Here is a 21038-nt window from a genome sequence, read left to right as displayed (position 1 = left end):
ATGCAAGCTTTAATCGACTCGGTAGGCACGCTTTCTGCCAAAGAAAGAAAAGCCCTGGCGATTTTGCTTAAAGAAAAGGGCATCAACCTTTTTGGTATCGCTCCTATCTGCAGCCGCGGCGCCGATGAGGCGCCGGTTCTCTCCTATACCCAGGAAAGCCAATGGTTCCTTTGGCAACTGGAGCCCGACAGCAGCGCCTACCACATCACCACGGCGTTGCGCTTGACCGGAGAACTGGACCTCGACGCGCTGCGCCATGGGTTCGACAGCCTGATTGCCCGGCATGAAACCCTGCGTACTACCTTTTGCGAAGAAGATGGCATCGCGGTGCAGGTGGTTCATCCACCGGCGCCGCTGGACATCGAGGTCATCGATCTGCAAGCCGGCGGCCTGTCTTATGAGGAACAGGTCAACGCCCTGACCGACAGCAAGCGCCAGCCTCCCTTCGACCTGCGTAACGGCCCGCTGCTGCGAGCCAGCCTGTTGCGAGTGACGGCGGACGAACATGTGCTGGTCCTGACCCAGCACCATATCGTCTCCGATGGCTGGTCGATGGGGGTGATGGTCGATGAGCTGATCCAGCTCTATGCCGGCTACCGCCAGGGACGCACGGTCAACCTGCCGGCCCTGCCGATCCAATACGCCGACTATGCCAACTGGCAACGGCAGTGGATGGACGCCGGCGAGCGTGAACGGCAGCTGGGCTACTGGCTGCAGCAACTGGGCGGGGAACAGCCGCTGCTGATGCTGCCCCTGGACCATTCGCGCCCGGCGATCCAGAGCTATCGCGGTGCTCTGTTCGACATCCCGCTGGGAGATGAACTGCGGGTCGGCCTCAAGCAACTGGCGCAGCGTGAAGGGGCGACCCTGTTCATGCTGTTGCTGGCCTCGTTCCAGGTGCTGCTGCACCGCTACAGCGGCCAGACGGATATCCGCGTTGGCGTGCCCACCGCCAACCGCAACCGGGTCGAGACCGAACGCCTGATCGGCTTCTTCGTCAACACCCAGGTGTTCAAGGCCGAGGTCGATGGCCAGCTGGGCTTCATTGACTTCCTGCAACAGGTCAAGCAGACCGCCTTGATGGCGCAGTCCCATCAGGACCTGCCGTTCGAACAGCTGGTGGAGGCCCTGCGCCCCGAGCGCAGCCTGAGCCACAGTCCGCTGTTCCAGGTGATGTTCAACCATCAGACCGCGGTCAAGAAGGGCGCGCAGAGCCAGCGCCTGGACGACCTCAGCATCGAGACCCTGAGCTGGCAGGGGCGCGCCGCGCAGTTCGACCTGACCCTGGACACCTTCGAGTCCGAGGATGGCCTGTGGGCTTCGCTGACCTACGCCACCGACCTGTTCGAACCCTCGACCATCGAGCGCCTGGCCCAGTCCTGGGTGCAGTTGCTGCAGGGCATTGTCCAGCAACCCCGGCAACGCCTGGGGGACCTGCCGCTGCTGGGCGCTGCCGAGCAGAACCAGCTGCTGCACGAGTGGGCCCCGGCCACCGGTGAATTCCCCAGCGATGGCTGTGTGCAGCAGTTAGTGGAAGCCCAGGCACGGAAGGCCCCCGAGGCAGAAGCTCTTCTGTTTGCCGGGCAAAGCCTGAGCTACCGGGAACTCAATGCCCGGGCCAACCGTCTGGCGCACAAGCTGATCGAGCTGGGTGTGGGGCCCGAGGTCCGGGTCGGCGTGGCCATGCAGCGCACCCCGGAAATGGTCGTGGCCCTGTTGGCGGTGCTCAAGGCCGGCGGTGCCTATGTGCCGCTGGACCCGGATTATCCACAGGATCGCCTGGCCCATATGCTGCGCGACAGCCAGGCACAGATTCTGCTGACCGAAAGCGCATTGCTTAGCGTGCTACCTGCGGTGGACACCCTGCAGACCTTGCAACTGGACGCGCAACCGGGCTGGCTGGACGCTTACTCGACCGACAATCCGGCGCCGCGAGCGACCGCGGCCAACCTGGCCTATGTGATCTACACCTCCGGTTCCACCGGTTTGCCCAAGGGCGTGGCGATTGCCCATCGCAACGTGCTGGCGCTGATCGACTGGTCCAGCCGGGTGTACTCAGCCGACGACCTGCAAGGGGTGCTGGCCTCGACCTCGATCTGCTTCGACCTGTCGGTGTGGGAGCTGTTCGTGACCCTGTCCAGCGGCGGCTCCATCGTCCTGGCGCGCAACGCCCTGGAACTGCCGGAACTGGCGGACCGCGACCGGGTACGGCTGATCAACACCGTGCCGTCGGCGATTGCCGCGCTGCAGCGCAGCGGGCAGATTCCGCCCAGCGTGCGGATCATCAACCTGGCGGGCGAGCCGCTGAAACAGGCGCTGGTGGATAGCCTCTACCAGCAGCCGGGGCTGGTGCATGTCTACGACCTGTACGGCCCTTCGGAAGACACCACCTACTCGACCTACACCCGCCGCGAGGCCGGCGGCCAGGCCAATATCGGCCGGGCCATCAGCAATACCCAGAGCTATATCGTGAGCCCTGATTTGCAACCGGTGCCGGTGGGCAGTGCTGGCGAGTTGTACCTGGCCGGAGCCGGGGTGACCCGTGGTTACCTGGCGCGCCCCGGGCTGACCGCCGAGAAGTTCGTGCCCAATCCATTCTCCAACGACGGCGGCCGCCTGTACCGCACCGGCGACCTGACCCGTTATCGCGCCGATGGAGTGATCGAGTACATCGGCCGTATCGACCATCAGGTAAAGATCCGCGGTTTCCGTATCGAGCTGGGGGAAATCGAAGCGCGGCTGGTGCAGCAGGCGGCGGTGCGCGAGGCCTTCGTCCTGGCCCATGACGGTGAAAACGGCCAGCAACTGGTGGCCTATATCGTGCCGAGCGATGCCGGGGCGGCGGTTGCCGGTGACGCGCAACTGGCCCTGCGCGAAAGCATCAAGACCGCCCTGAAAGAACATCTGCCGGACTACATGGTGCCGACGTACCTGCTGTTCCTCGAGGCGTTGCCGCTGACGCCGAACGGCAAGCTCGACCGCAAGGCCCTGCCCAAGGTCGACGCGCAGCAGCTGCAACAGGTCTATGTGGCACCGCAAAGCCAGCTGGAGCAACGGATCGCGGCGATCTGGGCCGATGTGTTGAAGCTGGAACAGGTGGGGGTCACCGATAACTTCTTCGAGCTGGGCGGCGACTCGATCATCTCGATCCAGGTGGTCAGCCGCGCGCGCCAGGCCGGTATTCGCTTCACCCCGCGGGACCTGTTCCAGTACCAGACGGTACAAGGTCTGGCGGCGGTGGCCGAGCAGGGCGAGGGTGGGGTGCAGATCGACCAGGGGCCGGTACGCGGCAGCACGGCGCTGTTGCCGGTGCAGCAGTGGTTCTTCGAGGCGCCCATGAGCGAGCGCCATCACTGGAACCAGTCGGTACTGCTCAAGCCGGCCCAGCCGTTGCGCGCCGAGGTGGTGGAAAACGCCTTGCAGGCGCTGTGGGTGCAGCATGACGCCCTGCGCTTGCAGTTCAGCCAGGAGGCTAATGGCTGGTCGGCGCGTTTTGCCGATGCCAGCCAGCGGCCGGAGCTGCTCTGGCAGATCGCGGTGGATAGCGCCCAGGCCATGGAGCAGTCGGCGATCGAGGCGCAGCGCAGCCTGAACTTGCAGGACGGACCGCTGCTGCGGGCCGTGCTGTTCAGCCTGGCGGACGGCAGCCAGCGCCTGTTGCTGGTGATCCATCACCTGGTGGTGGACGGGGTGTCCTGGCGGATCCTGCTGGAGGATCTGCAACTGGCCCACGCGCAACTGAGCGCCGATCAATCCCTGGCATTGCCGGCCAAGACCAGCTCGACCCAGGCCTGGGCCGAGCATATGCAGGCCTATGCCCAAGGCGCGGCGCTGCAACAGGAACTCAAGTACTGGCAGGCCCAGTTGCAAGGCGTCGAGTCGAGCCTGCCGCTGGATCGCCCCGTGACCGCGTTGCAGAACCAGCACGCCAGCAGCCTGAGTTCGCGCCTGGACAAGGCCCATACCCAGCGCCTGTTGCAGGACGCCCCGGCGGCCTACCGCACGCAGATCAACGACCTGCTGCTCACGGCCCTGGCCCGGGTCATCACCCGCTGGAGCGGCGAGGCCAGCGCCCTGGTGCAACTGGAAGGCCACGGTCGCGAAGAGCTGTTCGATGACCAGGACCTGACCCGCACCGTGGGTTGGTTCACCAGCATGTTCCCGGTCAAGCTGACGCCGCAGGCGGCCCTGGCCGACTCGATCAAGCAGATCAAGGAACAGCTGCGCGCCGTGCCGAACAAGGGCATCGGCTTTGGCGCCCTGCGTTACCTGGGGGACGAGGCGGCCCGGCAGGCCCTGGCGGCCCTGGCCGTACCGCGCATCACCTTCAACTACCTGGGGCAGTTCGACGGCAGCTTCGACGAGCAGGATTCCCTGTTCAAGCCAACCGGTGAAGCCAAGGGCGAAGACCAGAGCCCGCTGGCCCCGCTGAGCAACTGGCTGAGCCTGGATGGCCAGGTCTATGGCGGCGAGCTGAGCCTGAGCTGGACCTTCAGCACGCAGATGTTCGACGCCGCGACCATCCAGCGCCTGGCGGACGACTATGCCGAGGAACTCAAGGCCCTGGTGGAGCATTGCTGCGAGCCGGGCCAGGGCGGCGCGACGCCCTCGGACTTCCCGCTGGCCGGCCTGGACCAGCAGCAGCTGGACCGCTTGCCGGTGGCGCTGGCCCAGGTCGAAGACCTTTACCCACTGTCGCCGATGCAGCAGGGCATGCTGTTCCACACCCTGTACGAGCAGGCCGCGGGCGACTACATCAACCAGCTGCGGGTGGACGTGGACGGGCTCGATCCGCGGCGCTTCCAGCAGGCCTGGCAGGCGGCCATCGATCGGCACGACATCCTGCGCACCGGCTTTATCTGGCAGGGCGAGGTGTCGACACCGCTGCAGGTGGTGCACAAGCACATCGCCCTGGAGTGCAGCGAGCACGACTGGCGTGGCCAGCCACAGCCGCAGGAAGCCCTGGACGCCCTGGCCGCCGCCGAGCGCCAGCGTGGCTTCGAGCTGGATGCGGTGCCTTTGCTGCGCCTGACCCTGGTGCGTATCGACGACCAGCGTCATCACCTGATCTACACCAACCATCACATCCTGATGGACGGCTGGAGCAACTCGCAGTTGCTCGGCGAAGTGCTGCAGCGTTATGCCGGCCAGGCGCCGAACCATGCGCCCGGTCGCTACCGGGATTACATCGGTTGGCTGCAACGCCAGGATGCCCAGGCCTGTGAAAGCTTCTGGAAAGAACAATTGCAGGCGCTGGACGAACCGACCCGCCTGACCCAGGCGCTGTCCCGGGTCGCGGACATTCCGGCCGGCACCGGTCACGGCAAGCACCATCGCGAGCTGGACCTGGCGCAGACGGCGCGCCTTGGCGAATTTGCCCGCCAGCAGAAGGTCACCATCAATACCCTGGTGCAAGCGGCCTGGCTGCTGTTGCTGCAGCGTTGCACCGGCCAGGAAAGCGTGGTGTTCGGCGCCACGGTGGCGGGGCGTCCGGCGGAGCTCAAGGGCATCGAGCAGCAAGTGGGCCTGTTCATCAACACCTTGCCGGTGGTGGCCACGCCACGTCCGGACATGACCGTGAGCCAATGGCTGCAGGCGGTGCAGAGCCGCAACCTGGCGCTGCGCGACTATGAATACACGCCGCTGTACGAAGTGCAGCGTTGGGCCGGGCTGGGTGGCGATGCGCTGTTCGACAACATCCTGGTGTTCGAGAACTACCCGGTGTCCGAGGCCCTGGAAAAAGGCGCGCCGGCACAACTGCAGTTCGGCACGGTGGGCAACCATGAGCAGACCAACTACCCGCTGACGGTCGCGGTCAATCTGGGCGAGAGCCTGTCGTTCGAATTCATCTACGCCCGCGAGTCGTTCTCCGAGGCTTCGATGGTGCAGTTGGGCGGGCACTTGCAGAGCCTGTTGCTGAGCCTGATGGCGCATCCGCGGACGGGCCTGGGCGAGTTGCCATTGTTGACCCTGGAAGAACAGCGCGGCATCCGCCAGGACTGGGATCACACTGATGTGGTCTATCCGACCAACCGCTTTGTCCACCAACTGTTCGCCGACCAGGCGGCCAGGGCGCCGGAGGCGCCGGCGGTGTTGTTCGCCGAGCAGCGCCTGAGCTATCGCGAGCTGGACATTCAGGCCAACCAGCTGGCGCACAAGCTGATCGAGCTGGGCGTCGGCCCGGAAGTGCGGGTGGCCATCGCCATGCCGCGTTGCGCGGAAATCATGGTGGCCTTCCTGGCGGTGCTCAAGGCGGGCGGAGTTTATGTGCCGCTGGACATCGAGTACCCCCAGGACCGCCTGCGCTACATGATGCAGGACAGTGGCGCGTGGCTGCTGTTGACCCAGAGCCATCTGCTGGATCGTTTGCCGATTCCTGAAGGACTGCCGACCCTCAGCGTCGAAGGCGCGGCCGATTTTGCCGGCTACCCCGCCAGTGCACCCCAAGTGGATCTGGCCGAAGAAAACCTCGCCTATGTGATCTACACCTCCGGCTCCACCGGCTTGCCCAAGGGCGTGGCGGTGTCCCATGGCCCGCTGGCGATGCACAGCCTGGCCACCGGCGAGCGTTATGAAATGAGCCCGGCGGACTGCGAGCTGCACTTTATGTCCTTCGCTTTCGACGGTTCCCATGAAGGCTGGATGCACCCGCTGATCTACGGCGCCAGCGTATTGATCCGCGACGACAGCCTGTGGTCGCCGGAATACACCTACGAACAGATGCATCGCTACGGTGTCACCGTGGGCGTGTTCCCACCGGTGTACCTGCAACAACTGGCGGTGCACGCCGAACGCGACGGCAATCCGCCGGCGGTGCGGGTCTATTGCTTCGGCGGCGACGCAGTGCCCCAGGCCAGCTACGACCTGGCCTGGCGGGTGCTGCGGCCGAAATACATTTTCAATGGTTATGGCCCGACCGAGACGGTGGTCACTCCACTGATCTGGAAGGCTCGTGTCGGTGATCCCTGTGATGCGGCCTACGCGCCAATCGGCAATATCGTCGGTAACCGCAGCGCCTACGTGGCCGATGCCAACCTCAATCTGTTGCCGGTGGGCGTGGCGGGCGAGTTGTACCTGGGCGGCCTCGGTGTGGCCCGGGGTTACCTGGACCGTCCGGGCCTGACGGCCGAGCGTTTTATTCCCGATCCTTACAGCACCAATGGGGCGCGGCTGTATCGCAGTGGTGACCTGACCCGCTACCGCACCGACGGTCTGGTGGAATACGTCGGTCGTGTCGACCATCAGGTCAAGGTGCGCGGCTTCCGTATCGAACTGGGTGAAATCGAGGCACGGCTGCTGGAACAGGAGCCGGTACTGGAAGTGGCGGTGATCGCCCAGCCCGGGCCGAGCGGCCAGCAGCTGGTGGGCTATATCGTGCCGGTGGATGCCGACGTGGCGTTGAGCAACGAGCGTCAGGCGCAGTTGCGCGAGAGCATCAAGGCCCGCCTGCGGGAAAACCTGCCGGACTACATGGTGCCCACCTACCTGCTGTTCCTCGAAGCGCTGCCGCTGACACCGAACGGCAAACTGGACCGCAAGTCATTGCCCAAGGTCGATGCACAGTTGATGCAGCAGACCTATGTGGCGCCGCAAAACGACCTGGAGCAACAGATCGCGGTGATCTGGGCCGATGTGCTGAAGCTGGAACAGGTGGGCGTCACCGACAACTTCTTCGAGCTGGGCGGCGACTCGATCATCTCGATCCAGGTGGTCAGCCGCGCGCGGCAGGCCGGTATCCGTTTCACCCCGAAAGACCTGTTCCAGCACCAGACGGTGCAAGGACTGGCCACGGTGGCGGAGCAGGGCGAGGGCGGCTTGCAGATCGACCAGGGCCCGGTGCGTGGCAGCACGGCGCTGCTGCCGATCCAGCAGTGGTTCTTCGACACCCCGGTGCCGGAGCGCCAGCACTGGAACCAGTCGGTGTTGCTCAAGCCGGCCCAGCCTGTACAAGCGGCTGTCCTGGAGACGGCCTTGCAGGCGCTGACGGTGCAGCACGACGCCTTGCGCCTGCGGTTTGTCGAGGGCGAGGGGGGCTGGAGCGCAGCGTTCGCCGAGTTCGACGAGCAGGCGCAACTGCTGTGGCAGGCCAGCGTGGCCAACGACCAGGAGTTGCAGCAATTCAGTGAGCGCGCCCAGCGCAGCCTGAACCTGCAGGACGGCCCGCTGCTGCGTGCCGTGCTCTTTACCCTGGCTGACCAGAGCCAGCGCTTGCTGCTGATCTTCCATCACCTGGTGGTGGATGGGGTGTCCTGGCGGATCCTCCTGGAAGACCTGCAGGCGTTGCTGGGCAACCGGCCGCTGCCGGCCAAGTCCAGTTCGACCCAAGCCTGGGCCGGGCAGTTGCAGGCTTATGCCAGCAGCGCGGCCCTGCAACAGGAGCTGGGTTACTGGCAGGCACAGTTGCAAGGCGTCGACTCGAGCCTGCCCTGGGATCACGCCAGCGACGGGCTGCAGAACCAGCACGCGCGCAGTGTCGATACCCGGCTGAACAAGCGCGATACCCAGCGCCTGCTGCAGGATGCCCCGGCGGCCTATCGCACCCAGATCAACGACCTGTTGCTGACGGCATTGGCGCGGGTCATCACCCGCTGGACCGGCGAGGCCAACGCCCTGGTGCAACTGGAAGGCCATGGCCGCGAAGAGCTGTTCGACAACATCGACCTGAGCCGCACCGTGGGTTGGTTCACCAGCGTGTTCCCGGTCAAGCTGACGCCGCAGGCGGCCCTGGCCGACTCGATCAAGCAGATCAAGGAGCAACTGCGCGCCGTGCCGAACAAGGGCATCGGCTTCGGCGCCCTGCGTTACCTGGGGGATGCCAATGCCCAGGCAACCCTCGCGGCCCTGGCGGTACCGCGCATCACCTTCAACTACCTGGGCCAGTTCGATGCCAGTTTCGCTGAAGAGCAGGCGCTGTTCACGCCGGCCCGTGAAGCCAAGGGTGAGGACCAGAGCCCGCAGGCACCCCTGGGCAACTGGCTGACCCTCAACGGCCAGGTCTATGGCGGCGAGCTGAGCCTGGGCTGGAGCTTCAGCCAGGCGATGTTCGAGCCAGCGACCATCCAGCGCCTGGCGGATGAGTACGCCGAGGAGCTCAGGGCGCTGATCGAGCATTGCAGCCAGCCCGACCACCGTGGCGTGACGCCGTCGGACTTCCCGCTGGCGGGCCTGAGCCAGCAGCAACTGGATCGCTTGCCCGTGCCGGTGGCGCAGATCGAGGACCTCTACCCGCTGTCGCCGATGCAGCAGGGCATGCTGTTCCACACCCTGTACGAGCAGGCCGCGGGCGACTACATCAACCAGCTGCGGGTCGACGTGGACGGGCTCGACCCGCGGCGCTTCCAGCAGGCCTGGCAGGATGCCATCGATCGCCACGACATTTTGCGCAGCGGCTTTATCTGGCAAGGCGAGCTATCGACGCCGGTTCAAGTCGTGCACAAGCAGATCGTGCTGGACTGTGTCGAGCATGACTGGCGGGGCCAACCTCAACAGCAAGAGGCCCTGGATACTCTGGCCGATGCCGAGCGTCAGCGCGGTTTCGAGCTCAGCGCTGCGCCGTTGCTGCGCCTGACCCTGGTACGGATCGACGACCAGCGTTATCACCTGATCTACACCAACCACCACATCCTGATGGATGGCTGGAGCAACTCGCAGCTGCTCGGCGAGGTGTTGCAACGTTATGCCGGTCAGTTGCCGGGCCATGTGCCCGGTCGCTACCGCGATTACATCGCTTGGCTGCAGCGTCAGGATGCCCAGGCCGGCGAGCGTTTCTGGAAAGAGCAACTGGTGGCCCTGGACGAGCCGACCCGCCTGGCCCAGTCCATGGTGGCGGCTGCGCAGGGGTTGAGCGCCAGCGGCCATGCCACCCATCTGCACAGCCTGGATGCGCAGCAGACCCGACGCCTGGGCGAGTTCGCCCGCCAGCAGAAGGTCACGGTCAACACCCTGGTGCAAGCCGCCTGGCTGCTGTTGCTGCAACGCTGCACCGGGCAGGACACGGTAGCGTTTGGCGCCACGGTGTCCGGGCGTCCCGCGGAACTCAAAGGCGTGGAGCAGCAGATCGGTCTGTTTATCAACACCTTGCCCGTGGTGGCCACGCCACGTCCGGACATGACGGCGCGCGACTGGCTGCAAGCGGTGCAACGCCACAACCTGGCCTTGCGTGACTATGAACATACGCCGCTGTATGAAGTGCAGCGCTGGGCCGGCCTGGGTGGCGAAGCCCTGTTCGACAATATCCTGGTGTTCGAGAACTACCCCGTCTCGCAAGCCCTGGAGCAGGGCGCGCCAGGACAATTGCGCTTCGGTAGCGTGGGCAACTTTGAGCAGACCAACTACCCGCTGACCTTGCTGGTGGGCGTGGGTGAAAGCCTGTCCCTGGAGTTCAAATACGCCCTGGCGTCGTTCTCCCCGGCGGCCATGACCCGGTTGGGCGAGTACCTGGAAAACCTGCTGCTGGGCATCATGCTCGACGCGCAACAGTCCCTGGGCGAGTTGCCGTTGCTGGGGGCCGCCGAGCAGTCGCGGATCCTCCATGAATGGAATCCGCCGGCCAGCGATTTCCCGAGCGAGTGCTGTGTGCATGAGCTGATCCAGGCTCAAGCGGTTAAAACCCCGGATGCCCAGGCACTGATCTTCGGTGAGCAACGCGTCAGCTATCAGGCATTGAATGCCCGGGCCAACCGCCTGGCGCACAAGCTGATCGAACTGGGCGTCGGGCCTGAGGTGCGCGTCGGCGTGGCCTTGCAACGCTCGACGCAAATGGTCGTGGCCTTGCTGGCGGTGCTGAAAGCCGGCGCGGCCTATGTGCCGCTGGACCCGGATTATCCGCAGGATCGCCTGGCTCATATGCTGCACGACAGCCAGGCGCAGATTCTGTTGACCGAGAGCGCATTGTTGGAAGTCCTGCCGACCCTTGAGTCCGTGCGAACCCTGCAACTGGATGCCGACGCTGGCTGGCTCGATGGGTACTCCGCGGAGAATCCACAGGCGGTGGCGACCCCGGATAACCTGGCCTATGTGATCTACACCTCGGGTTCGACCGGCCTGCCCAAGGGCGTGGCCATCGCTCACCGCAACGTGCTGGCGCTGATCGACTGGTCGCTGCAGGTCTACAGCCCGGCGGATCTGCAAGGGGTCTTGGCTTCGACCTCGATCTGTTTCGACCTGTCGGTGTGGGAGCTGTTCGTTACCCTGTCCGCTGGCGGTTATATCGTCCTGGCCCGTAATGCCCTGGAATTGCCTGAGCTGCCGGCGCGCGACCAGGTGCGCCTGATCAATAGCGTGCCGTCGGCCATTGCCGCTCTGCAGCGTGGCGGGCAGATTCCGGATGGCGTACGCATCATCAACCTGGCCGGCGAACCGCTGAAGCAGAGCCTGGTCGACAAGCTTTATGAGAACCCGGGGTTGCAGCACGTCTATGACCTGTATGGGCCGTCGGAAGACACCACTTACTCGACCTATACCCGTCGGGAAAAAGGCGGTCGGGCCAATATCGGCCGGGTGATCAGCAACACCCAGGGCTACATCCTCGGCGCGGACCTGCAAGCGGTGCCGGCGGGTAGCGCGGCAGAACTCTACCTGGCCGGTGCTGGGGTCACCCGGGGTTACCTGGCCCGCCCGGCGCTGACCGCCGAGAAGTACGTGCCCAATCCGTTCGCCACGGACGGCGGTCGCCTGTATCGCACGGGCGATCTGACGCGTTATCGCGACGACGGGGTGATCGAGTACATCGGGCGTATCGACCATCAGGTCAAGGTGCGCGGTTTCCGCATCGAGCTGGGCGAGATCGAAGCGCGACTGGTGCAACAGGAGGCGGTACGCGAAGCCTTTGTCCTGGCGCAGGACGGCGAAGGTGGCCAGCAACTGGTGGCGTACATCGTGCCGGCCGATGCCGAGGTAGCGCTCGATGTGGCGCGCCAGGCCAACCTGCGTGAGGTCATCAAGGCGCGGCTCAAGGACAACCTGCCGGACTACATGGTGCCGGCTTATCTGTTGTTCCTTGAGGCCTTGCCACTGACGCCGAACGGCAAGCTGGACCGCAAGGCCCTGCCCAAAGCCGATGCCAGCCAGGTGCAACAGGCCTATGTCGCGCCGCAAACCGAGCTGGAGCAACAACTCGCGGCGATCTGGGCCGATGTACTGAAACTGGACCGGGTCGGCCTGACCGACAACTTCTTCGAACTGGGCGGCCATTCGCTGGATGCCTTGCGACTGGTCAGTGAGATCAGGCAGGCCTTGGGGCTGGAGTTGAGCCTCAACACCGTCTTCACCTCGCCCGATGTGCAGCAAATGGCCCGGTTCGCGACCACGCGCCAGGCGTCCAAGGCTGACAACATCGTCGCGCTGGGCGGAACCGGGCAGCCGGTTTTCTGCTTCCACCCGGCGGGCGGGACCGTCTATTGCTACCTCTCGCTGGCGGCGCGGCTCAAGGACCGTTATGCGGTCTACGGGGTGCTGAACGAGGCCTATCTGCAGGAGGACTGGAGCGAAACCTCATGGCAGGCCATGGTGCAGCGTTATGTCGGCAATATCAGGAAGGTCCAGCCGCACGGCCCTTATCGTTTGCTGGGTTGGTCCCTGGGCGGTTCCATCGCCATGGACGCCGCCAGCGAACTGGAGGCCATGGGCGAAGAGGTCAGCTTCCTCGGACTGTTCGACCCAACCCCGCCCGAGGATGCCGCGCATCAGCAGGTCGAGCTGCAGGTACCTGCCGCAACATTGGCCGCCGAGTCCGAATGGCGGGCCGTGATCGACCAGCTGAGCCTGCTCTATCCGGCACAGGCCGGGCTGATTGGCAGCCGCTTGAGAGACGAGGCGCAACTGTCCTGGGACAGCATCTTTGCCTGGATGGTCGCCCATACCGACCTGCCGCGCGCGGAGCTGGACCGGGCGGTGACGCTGTTCAAGGCCGAGTTCGACAGTGCGCTGGTGAACACGGTGTTCAACGACCTGCGTCGTCTGTTTGCCGCCTATAGCTACCGACCGCTGCGGGTCAGCCCGCATCTGTGGTGGTCCGCGGACTACAGCGAGGCCCGGGTCATGCGGCTGGAGGAGGCCATCAGTGCCCTGGCGGGAGGTCAGCGTCCAGGCAGTTCGTTCAGGGTCGAGTCTTGCCATGAAGACATGATCGGGTCGCCTGCCTTGCTCGACAGCCTCAGGGAGCGCTTTCTGGCTCAGCGTTAAGTGCCACGCCAAAGGCCCGGATCAGCGATGATCCGGGCCTTTTTCATTGCGTTCTGCTGAGTTTGCGGCCGCCCCGCGGGTGCAGATGACTTCCGGCACCTGGGGTGGGCTCGGCGATAGGCGCACAGGCATTCGGCGGCCGCTGCAACAGCGGATGAGGTGTGGCTCGGTCGAGCGGGAAGGGGAGCGAGGCGGGGAGGGAAGCCCAGGATGAGCGCGGTCATCCTGGGGGGAGCCCTGGGTCAGCCGGTGGGCCGGGCAGGGCGGGCAGCGGGGTTCAAGCGGGGCTCAAAGCGACCAGCGTACCGTCACCATGGCATTGCGCGGATCGCCATACTGGTTGATGCCATAGACCGTGTTGGTGCCGATGCTCTGATAGTACTTCTTGTCGAAAACGTTATTGATGTTCAGGCGGATATCGACATGCTCCGAGGCTTTGTAGCTGGTCATCAGGTCGACCAGGGTGTAGGCCTCTTGTTCGATGCGGAATTTGCTCGTCGTGTCATAGAAGTTGGTGCCCTGGTTGTAGATGGTGTTCTGCCGATACACGCCGCCACCGATGGTCCAGCGATTGAGATCGCCGGGCAGCTGGTAGGTGGTGAAGGCCTTGAACACATGGCGCGGGATATCGGTGTCGTACAGGCGACCCTTGTTGTCTGGGTTGGAGTCCTTGGTGTATTTGACTGAGGCGTAGGTGTAGCCGGCCCCCAGTTCCCAGCCCGGGGCCAGGGATCCGTTGATTTCCAGCTCGATACCTTGGCTGCGGACTTCGCCGGCGGCTTCATAGCAGGTGGTGCCTGCCGGGGTGCACTGGTTGGGGCTCACTTCCTTGGCGCGGTTTTCCTGGTCGATGCGGAAGATCGCCGCGCTGGCATTCAGGCTGCCGTCGAAGTACTCGCCCTTGATACCCAGTTCGTAGTTCTTGCCTTCGATGGGCTTGAGGGCGTTGTTGGAGGTGTCGAGTTCGGTCTGCGGCTTGAAGATGTCGGTGTAGCTGACATAGACCGAGTGATGTTCGTCCAGGTCATAGATCGCCCCGGCGTAGCGGGTCAGGTGCCGCGTTACCTTGTTGGGCAGGCTGGAGGCATACGGCCTGCCGTTCCAGGCGGTGGTGACGTCGTATTTGTACCAGTCCAGGCGGCCGCCGAGGATCAGCTTGAGGTCATCGGTGAGGTTCAGGCGCGTGGTGACATAGGTGCCTTCCAGCTCGCTGGTGCGGTGCTGCGTCCAGGGGTTGGCGCTCATGTCCGGCTTGGGAATGCCGCTGGGGTTGTTCAGGTCGGTATGGGTCTCCAGGTCGATGGGCAAGCCCTTGCCGTTGAACGTCAGTTCGCGCTTGCTGGCGCCCACCACCAGTTCATGGGTACGGCCGAACAGCGAGAACGGCCCGGTGACATAACCGTCGTAGCTGCTTTGCTTGTCCTTGTAGTCGTACCGGCCGATGTTCTGGCCGAACTCATTGTAGTCGGGGCCCATGCGCTCCGGGATGGAGCCGAGCATGCTCAGGTCGGACCAGCTCCTGCTGGCGGCCAGGAGCATTTTCCAGTTGTTGGCGAAGCGGTACTCCAGGCGGGTGAACGCGGTGGTGTTGTCCTGGTCCCAGTACTCCCAGTCGCTGCCCAGGTAAGTGGAGCGCTTGAGGTGCAGGTCGCTGCCGTCCTTGGCCACGGGCAGGCCGCCCCAGGCAGTATTGTTATTGGCGTTCTGGTTGGAGATGCCGAAGGTGAAGGTGGTGTCTTCGTTCAGGTCGGCCTCGGTGATGCCATAGAACACCGAGCGCTCGGAGCTGGTGAAATCCTGGAAGCTGTCCTTGGTCTGGTAGGCGGTGACTATCCGCCCACGCAGGGTGCCACTGTCGTTCAAGGCATTGGAGGCGTCGAATTCGGTGCGGTAGTTGTCCCAGCTGCCGGCGCTGCCGGTGACGGTGACCCGCGGGGTGGCGGTCGGGCGCTTGCGCACCATGTTGACCGCCGCCGAAGGGCTGCCGGCCCCCTGCATCATGCCGGTGGCGCCACGCACCACTTCCACCCGGTCGAAGATCGCCATGTCGGGGGTGGAGTTCATATCCCGGCTGAGGTAGTGGGTCAGGTCATTGGGCAGGCCATCGGTCATCAGGTTTTCGATGGTAAAGCCGCGGGAGTAGAAGGTCGGCCGCTGCGGACCGTCCTTGGTCACGGAAATCCCCGGGGTGCTCTTGAGCACGTCCTCCAGGGTTTTCATGTTCTGGTCATCCATGCGCTGGCGGGTGATGACCGTGACCGATTGCGGCGTTTCCCGGGCCGTCAGGGCTAGCTTGCTGGCGGTCTGCATGGCCCCGGTGGTGTAGGAGCCGGTGTCCTCGGTGGTCATGCCCAGGCCCTGGGCGGTGATGGTGCTGGCCCCCAGTTCCAGCGAGCCTGTGGAAGCACGGTTGAGAATGGTCACCGAGTTGCCCTTGAGGGAATAGGCGACCCCCGTGCCATTGAGCAGCACCGCGATGGCCCGCTCCGCCGAATAGCTGCCGGTGAGCGCGTTGCTGCGCTTGCCTTGCACATCGTCAGGGCTGTACAGCACTTGCAGGTTGGCCTGGCGCCCGAACTCCTGCAGGGCCGACGCCATGGATTGCGAAGCGATGTTGAAATGGACTTCCTGGGCCTGGACCTGCGCCATCAAGGGCAGGGTCAGGGCCAGGCCCAGGGTGCGCGAAGCCATTCTCGGCGAGAACGCCTGGCAAAGGAGGGCTTTGGCCAGAGGAGTCAGTCGATGTTGTGCGGGCATGCTCATGTGCTCTTAGAAGTCCGGCAGATGTAATGATTGTTAATGCTAGTAATTCTCAGTTCTGTCTGTATGACGCACCAGTGGCCATAAACCGGAAACAATCACGCCGGTTGCAGATCAGTCATCACTTTGCCGGCCTTCATGCGCACCAGCTGGTCGGCGATATCGAAGTAACGATCGTCGTGACTGATGACGATGATGGTCTTGCCCAGGCGCTTGAGGTCCGGCAGCAGCTCGGTGTAGAAAATCCGCCGGAAGGCCGGGTCCTGGTCCGCCGCCCATTCGTCGAACACCAGCACCGGGCGCCCTTCGAGCCAGGCATTGACCAGGGCCAGGCGCTTGCGCTGGCCGGTAGAGAGATCGGTGGTGGTGAAGGCGCCATCCTTGACACTGACCTTGTGCGCGATCTCCAGGCGGTCCAGGTATTGGCTGGCGCTGTCCAGTGACTGCTGGCCGCCGCCCTGGACCAGGTCGTCGAACAGGTAGTAGTCGGCGAACACGGTGGTGAACAGCTGGCGGTAGTCGTCCCGGGTCGGGTCGGTCACGGCCTCGCCGTTCAGGCGTATTTCCCCGGCCTGGGGTGGGTAGAGTCCCAGCAGCAGCTTGATCAGGGTGGTCTTGCCACAGCCGTTCTCGCCGACGATGAACACGATGTCGCCCTGCTTGATGTCCAGGTTGATCGGCCCCAGGTGGAACGGCTCGCTGCCTTCCACCGCGGGCGGGCTGTAGCTCACGCCACGCAGTTCGAGGCTGTGCACCACGGGTTTCGGCGCTTCGGTAGCGTCCAGCAGCAGGTGGGGTTCGGGGGAAGAGAAGCGCTCGGACAGCTCGCTGATGCGGCCGAAGGCGATCTTCGCCTTGCCCACCACCGGCAGGTAGGACACCAGGTTTTCCAGCGGGCCTTTCATGTACAGCAGCACCAGCACGAAGCCGGTGATCACGGTCGGGTCCGGGTTCGGATTGTAGGCCTGCATGGCCAGGGCCAGGCCGATGACCACGAAGAACAGCATCGAGCCGAAGGTCTTGGCCAGGATATAGATGTTCACCGAACGCACCTGGATCGAGGCGATGCGGTCCGCGGTTTCCCGGATCCGGTGGGTGTTCATCCGGTAGCGGCGCGGACGGTGCATGCGCAGTTCCTTGGCGCCCGAGGCAATGGCGTTGTAGTAGCGCTGCAGTTCGTCTTCCTGGTCGCGGGCCAGGTCGAAGCCGCGGATCCCCTTGCCGCCGGCCACGTACTGCACGCTGATGCCGATGATGATGGCGACCACCATCATCAGGAACATCGGCACCGACAGGTACGCCAGGTAGCCCAGGCAACCCAGGGTGACGGTGGCGGCGATGGCCAGCGGGGTGAAGGCGAAGGAGAAGTCGCTGATGGTGTCGACGTCGTGGGTCAGCACCGGGATCAGGCGGTGGGAGCGGTAGCGCTCGATCTGGGTGATGGGCGCCGAGAGCACTTTTTCCCCCAGGTCCTTGCGCAGGGCGGCGATGATCCGCTGGCCCACGTAGTTGGTGCCGATATCCGAGACGATCGAGCTGGTCAGGGCCAGCAGGCACAGGGCGGCGAAGGTCAGCACCACGCCCTGGGTCATGCCGGTCGCCGAGTGCAGGGCGTTATTGATGGTGGCCAGCAGCAGGGTGATGGCCAGGCCGCCTACCATGCCCAGGGCCACGGAAATCACCACAGTGGTACGAAAGGGTCTGAGCAGGGCGAGCAGTCCGTGAAAGGCTCCGCGCTTGGGGTCGGTCATAAGGGGTTCCCGGCAGTGAATGAAGGGTCGAGGCACAAAGACCCGTACTCATGACAGACGAACCGTTGGCGGGAGTATTTAGCGCGGCCGCGGGCGTGGATAAATTGCCTGGCGCCTGATTCGTTCTTGTTTTGCAGGTGCACGCGTAACGACGTCGTGCCTGGCCCATTCAGCGAGAGCGAGCAAATGACGAAAAAGAATCTGGTGTATGTCTGGTCCCTGAGGAACGCGGCGGCCGACAAGGCCGGGCAGCCGGTGGCCTACAAGGATCACGAGCGCTACATGAAGTCGGTGCTGGAGTTCCTGGTGGAGACGCTGAACCAGACGCCCCTGGGCGACGCTTATAACCTGGTCGGGGTGGTGTATGACGACGACGAGCAGTCGCCACGGGACCGGCAACTGGTGAGCGACTACGGCTTCGCCTATCAGCCCGGCCGGCAATGGCTGTACCCGGCGGACCTGCGCGTGCAGGGGCGCCTGGTCAATGACCTGCTGCTCAGCGTGCCGTCCACCTATCGCCGCCATCCGCGCGGTTCGGCCGAGCACATCGCCGGCAAGCAGGATTTCGAGCGTCGCCTGCACGACACCCTGGTGGACCTTGCGGCCGACATCGTGGTGCTCGACGGCCTGCTGGTGATCCTCGACGAGCTGGTGCGTCCGGGCGCGCCTTTCGCGCGGCGGATCATGAACATCCATCCGGGCATCACCCGCCTCGAGTCGCCCTACGAGCGCCGCGGTGCCTATGCCACCTGGAATGCGCTGTACGGCGCCCGTGGGCAGAAGGTGGTGGACTGGACCACCCGGGAAACCGAGCCGGTCGAGCCGCTGTACATGACCGGTGCTTCGTTCCACTACGTGGACAACGGCATCGATTCCGGCGAGGTGTTCCACGACGTGCTCAACACCGAGATCGCGCCCGAGGACACCATCCTCGAACTGCGCTGGAACAACTTCAACAACAGCCTGTTCCCGGCCTTGCATGAAGGCCTGGCGCTGCTGGCCGAGACGCTGCGCGAGCAGCCGGTTGGCGAGTCCCGCGCCGGCGCCTGAGGCTCGTGGCGGTCAAGCGCGGCATCGCGCTTGACCGCCGTCGATCGGCCTCTTATTTGTGGCCGGTGCCAGGCTGTTCCAGCTCACGGGCTACGCGAAAGCCCAGGAAGTCGCCGCGAACCTCGCGCTTGCGGCTGTTGCGGTTGCCCGAGCGGGAGAACACCGGGGCCTCGCCCCAGTCGTTGCCGCGAATCTGTGCGTCGAGACACACGCCGCCCGAGTCTTCCATCCAGGCGCTGCCATCGGTGGGCGCGCCGACATAGTCGGGGTGCCAGCAGTCGGCGACCCACTCATAGACATTGCCGTGCATGTCATACATGCCGAAGGCGTTGGGCGGATAGCTGCCCACCGGGGAGCTGTAGCTGTAGCCGTCCTTGGGGCCGTAGGTGTTGGCGTGCTTGCTGATCTGGTACTGGCCTTCTTCATCGAACGGGAAGGGGAAGGAGCCGGTGCTGCCGGCGCGTGCGGCGTACTCGCGCTCGGCCTCGCTGATCATCCGGTAGTGCTGGCCGGTCTTCTTCGACAACCACTGGGCATAGGCCTGGACCTCGGCATAGTCGATGCAGACCGCGGGCTGGCGCGGGCCTTGTTGATAACGCGGCTTGCTGGCCTGGCACAGGCGGCCGGGCCGGTCGTCGCCGTCCTTGATCACCGTGCCGGTCTCGCGGATGTAGGCATCCAGCTCGCCGGCGGTCACGTGGAAACGGCTGATGGCGAAGGGCTTGCTGAAGGTCACCTTGTGCAGCGGGCCTTCGTCGGGTTCCCTGCCGACCTCGCCTTCGGGGGAGCCCATGACGAAGCTGCCGGCGGGCAGCACCACCATTTCCGGGCAGTTCTTGCAGTCCTTGAACACGCTGCCGGGCTTGGCGGGTTCGGCGGCCTGGGCAGTGAGGCTGACCAGGCAGCCGAGCAGCGCGGCGAGTGAGGAGCAGGCGATAGGTTTCATCATCAATAACCTTGTGCGATGTAGAGAAAAGAGGTGGACGAGGGCTCAGGCGGTCTTGCCGCCACGCAGTCGCTTGCCCAGCAGGTCCATGGCGCGGTCGATATCCGCCTCGCTGTTGAGCAGGCCAGGCGCCATGCGCACTACGGGTCCCGCGTCGCGGTCCACTGCATCCACCAGGACGCGGTTCTCGATCAGCCAGGCGGCGGTGGCGTCGGTGTCCAGGTTCGGGCCACGGAAGAAGGTGAAGCCGGCGGACAGCTGCGGGCTCAGGGGCGTCACCAGCTCGATGCCTGGCAGTTCCTGCAGGCGCTGCTTGAGGTAGCTGTTGAGTTGGTGGATGCGCGCCTGGACGTTGGCCTTGCCCAGTTGCATGTGCAGTTCGAACGCCTGGTCCACGGCCCAGCGGTGTTCGAAGCTGTGGTAGCCGCCAGGGGTCATGGTGGTGGCGAAGTCCTGGTTCTCGGAGAAGGTCGCCACCATCGGCGTCAGGTGCTCGAGCTTTGCCGAACGCGAGCAGAAGATCCCGGTGCCCCGCGGGCCGAACATCCATTTGTGGGTGCCGGCGACGAAGAAGTCGCAATTGAGGTCGGCAAAGGTGACGTCCTCCACCCCCAGGCCGTGGACGCCGTCGACGCAGTAGAGAATCCGCTCGCCCTCGTCGCGATTGCGGTTGTGCTGGTCCACCAGCTTGCCGATCTCGCCGATCGGCAGCTTCACGCTGCTGCCCGATTGCACCCAGGTCATCCCCAGGACGCGGGTGTTGGGGCGGATGCTGCGGTCGATATTGCCCAGCACTTCGTCGATGGAGACCTGGTGGGGCGACTTGAACAGCTCGATGGTGCGCACCTGGGTGCCGTCGCGCTGGGAGCGGTACTTGAGTGCGTTGCGGGTCGAGTAGTGTTCATGCACCGTGGTCAGTATTTCCTGCCCGGGGCGCACGTGGATGCCGCCATACATCATGGCCAGGCCTTCGGTGGTGCTGCCGGTCAGGGCCACCTGGGCGGGCTTGATCTGCAGGTAGCGGCCGACGCTCTCGCGCACCTGGGCCTCGTGCTTCCAGGTGTACTGGGTGTCGTAGTCCATGGCCATGGCCGGGTTGCGATCCAGCACCGCGCGGTACTGTTCGATGGCCTCGCGCACGGGCCTGGGGTGCGAGGTGATAAGGAAGTTGGCCAGGTGCACATAGTCCGGGTCGAGGTCGAACAGCTGGCGCAATTGGGCCCATTGCTGGGGGCTGGTGGCGGGTGTGGCGGCGGCCCGGGCCTGGCCGATGGCGAAGCTGCCCAGGGGCAGGGCGGCGGCCAGCAGGCCCGCGTGCTTGAGGAAGGTCCGGCGATTGGTCACGGGAG

Annotated in this window: 6 protein-coding genes; 2 read left to right on the top strand and 4 right to left on the bottom strand. The window is 64.7% G+C overall.

Features of this window, described 5'->3' with window-relative positions:
* The gene (locus tag CXQ81_RS22525) at nucleotides 1-13182 is read left to right on the top strand and encodes a non-ribosomal peptide synthetase (RefSeq protein ID WP_101338605.1); all 13182 of its coding nucleotides are present in this window, start codon (nucleotides 1-3) and stop codon (nucleotides 13180-13182) included.
* A gap of 288 nt (nucleotides 13183-13470) precedes the next feature.
* Here CXQ81_RS22525 and CXQ81_RS22520 read toward each other — a convergent pair whose 3' ends face one another.
* On the bottom strand, nucleotides 13471-15945 hold the full coding sequence (locus tag CXQ81_RS22520; protein WP_101338604.1) for a TonB-dependent receptor: 2475 nt from the start codon (nucleotides 15943-15945) through the stop codon (nucleotides 13471-13473).
* Nucleotides 15946-16040: 95 nt separating this feature from the next.
* The gene (locus CXQ81_RS22515; RefSeq protein WP_101338603.1) at nucleotides 16041-17693 is read right to left on the bottom strand and encodes a cyclic peptide export ABC transporter; all 1653 of its coding nucleotides are present in this window, start codon (nucleotides 17691-17693) and stop codon (nucleotides 16041-16043) included.
* Nucleotides 17694-17879: 186 nt separating this feature from the next.
* Between CXQ81_RS22515 and CXQ81_RS22510 the strand changes: the two genes are divergently transcribed.
* Nucleotides 17880-18743 (top strand): N(5)-hydroxyornithine transformylase PvdF, encoded by an 864-nt coding sequence (locus CXQ81_RS22510; RefSeq protein ID WP_087091757.1) that lies wholly within the window; start codon nucleotides 17880-17882, stop codon nucleotides 18741-18743.
* A gap of 52 nt (nucleotides 18744-18795) precedes the next feature.
* On the opposite strand, the gene CXQ81_RS22505 is transcribed toward CXQ81_RS22510, so the two are convergent.
* A complete protein-coding gene (locus tag CXQ81_RS22505) occupies nucleotides 18796-19689 on the bottom strand; it encodes a formylglycine-generating enzyme family protein (protein ID WP_101338602.1) in 894 nt (297 codons plus the stop codon).
* 45 nt (nucleotides 19690-19734) lie between these two features.
* Nucleotides 19735-21033: an aminotransferase class V-fold PLP-dependent enzyme gene (locus tag CXQ81_RS22500; protein WP_101339466.1), complete on the bottom strand. Its 1299-nt coding sequence runs from the start codon at nucleotides 21031-21033 to the stop codon at nucleotides 19735-19737.
* Nucleotides 21034-21038: the final 5 nt, after the last annotated feature.

Origin of the sequence: Pseudomonas sp. 09C 129, assembly GCF_002843625.1 — a bacterium.
In the GTDB taxonomy this organism is placed as follows: domain Bacteria; phylum Pseudomonadota; class Gammaproteobacteria; order Pseudomonadales; family Pseudomonadaceae; genus Aquipseudomonas; species Aquipseudomonas chlororaphis.
Note: the sequence above shows the minus strand (reverse complement) of the source record. Positions and strands in the feature narration are given on the sequence as shown.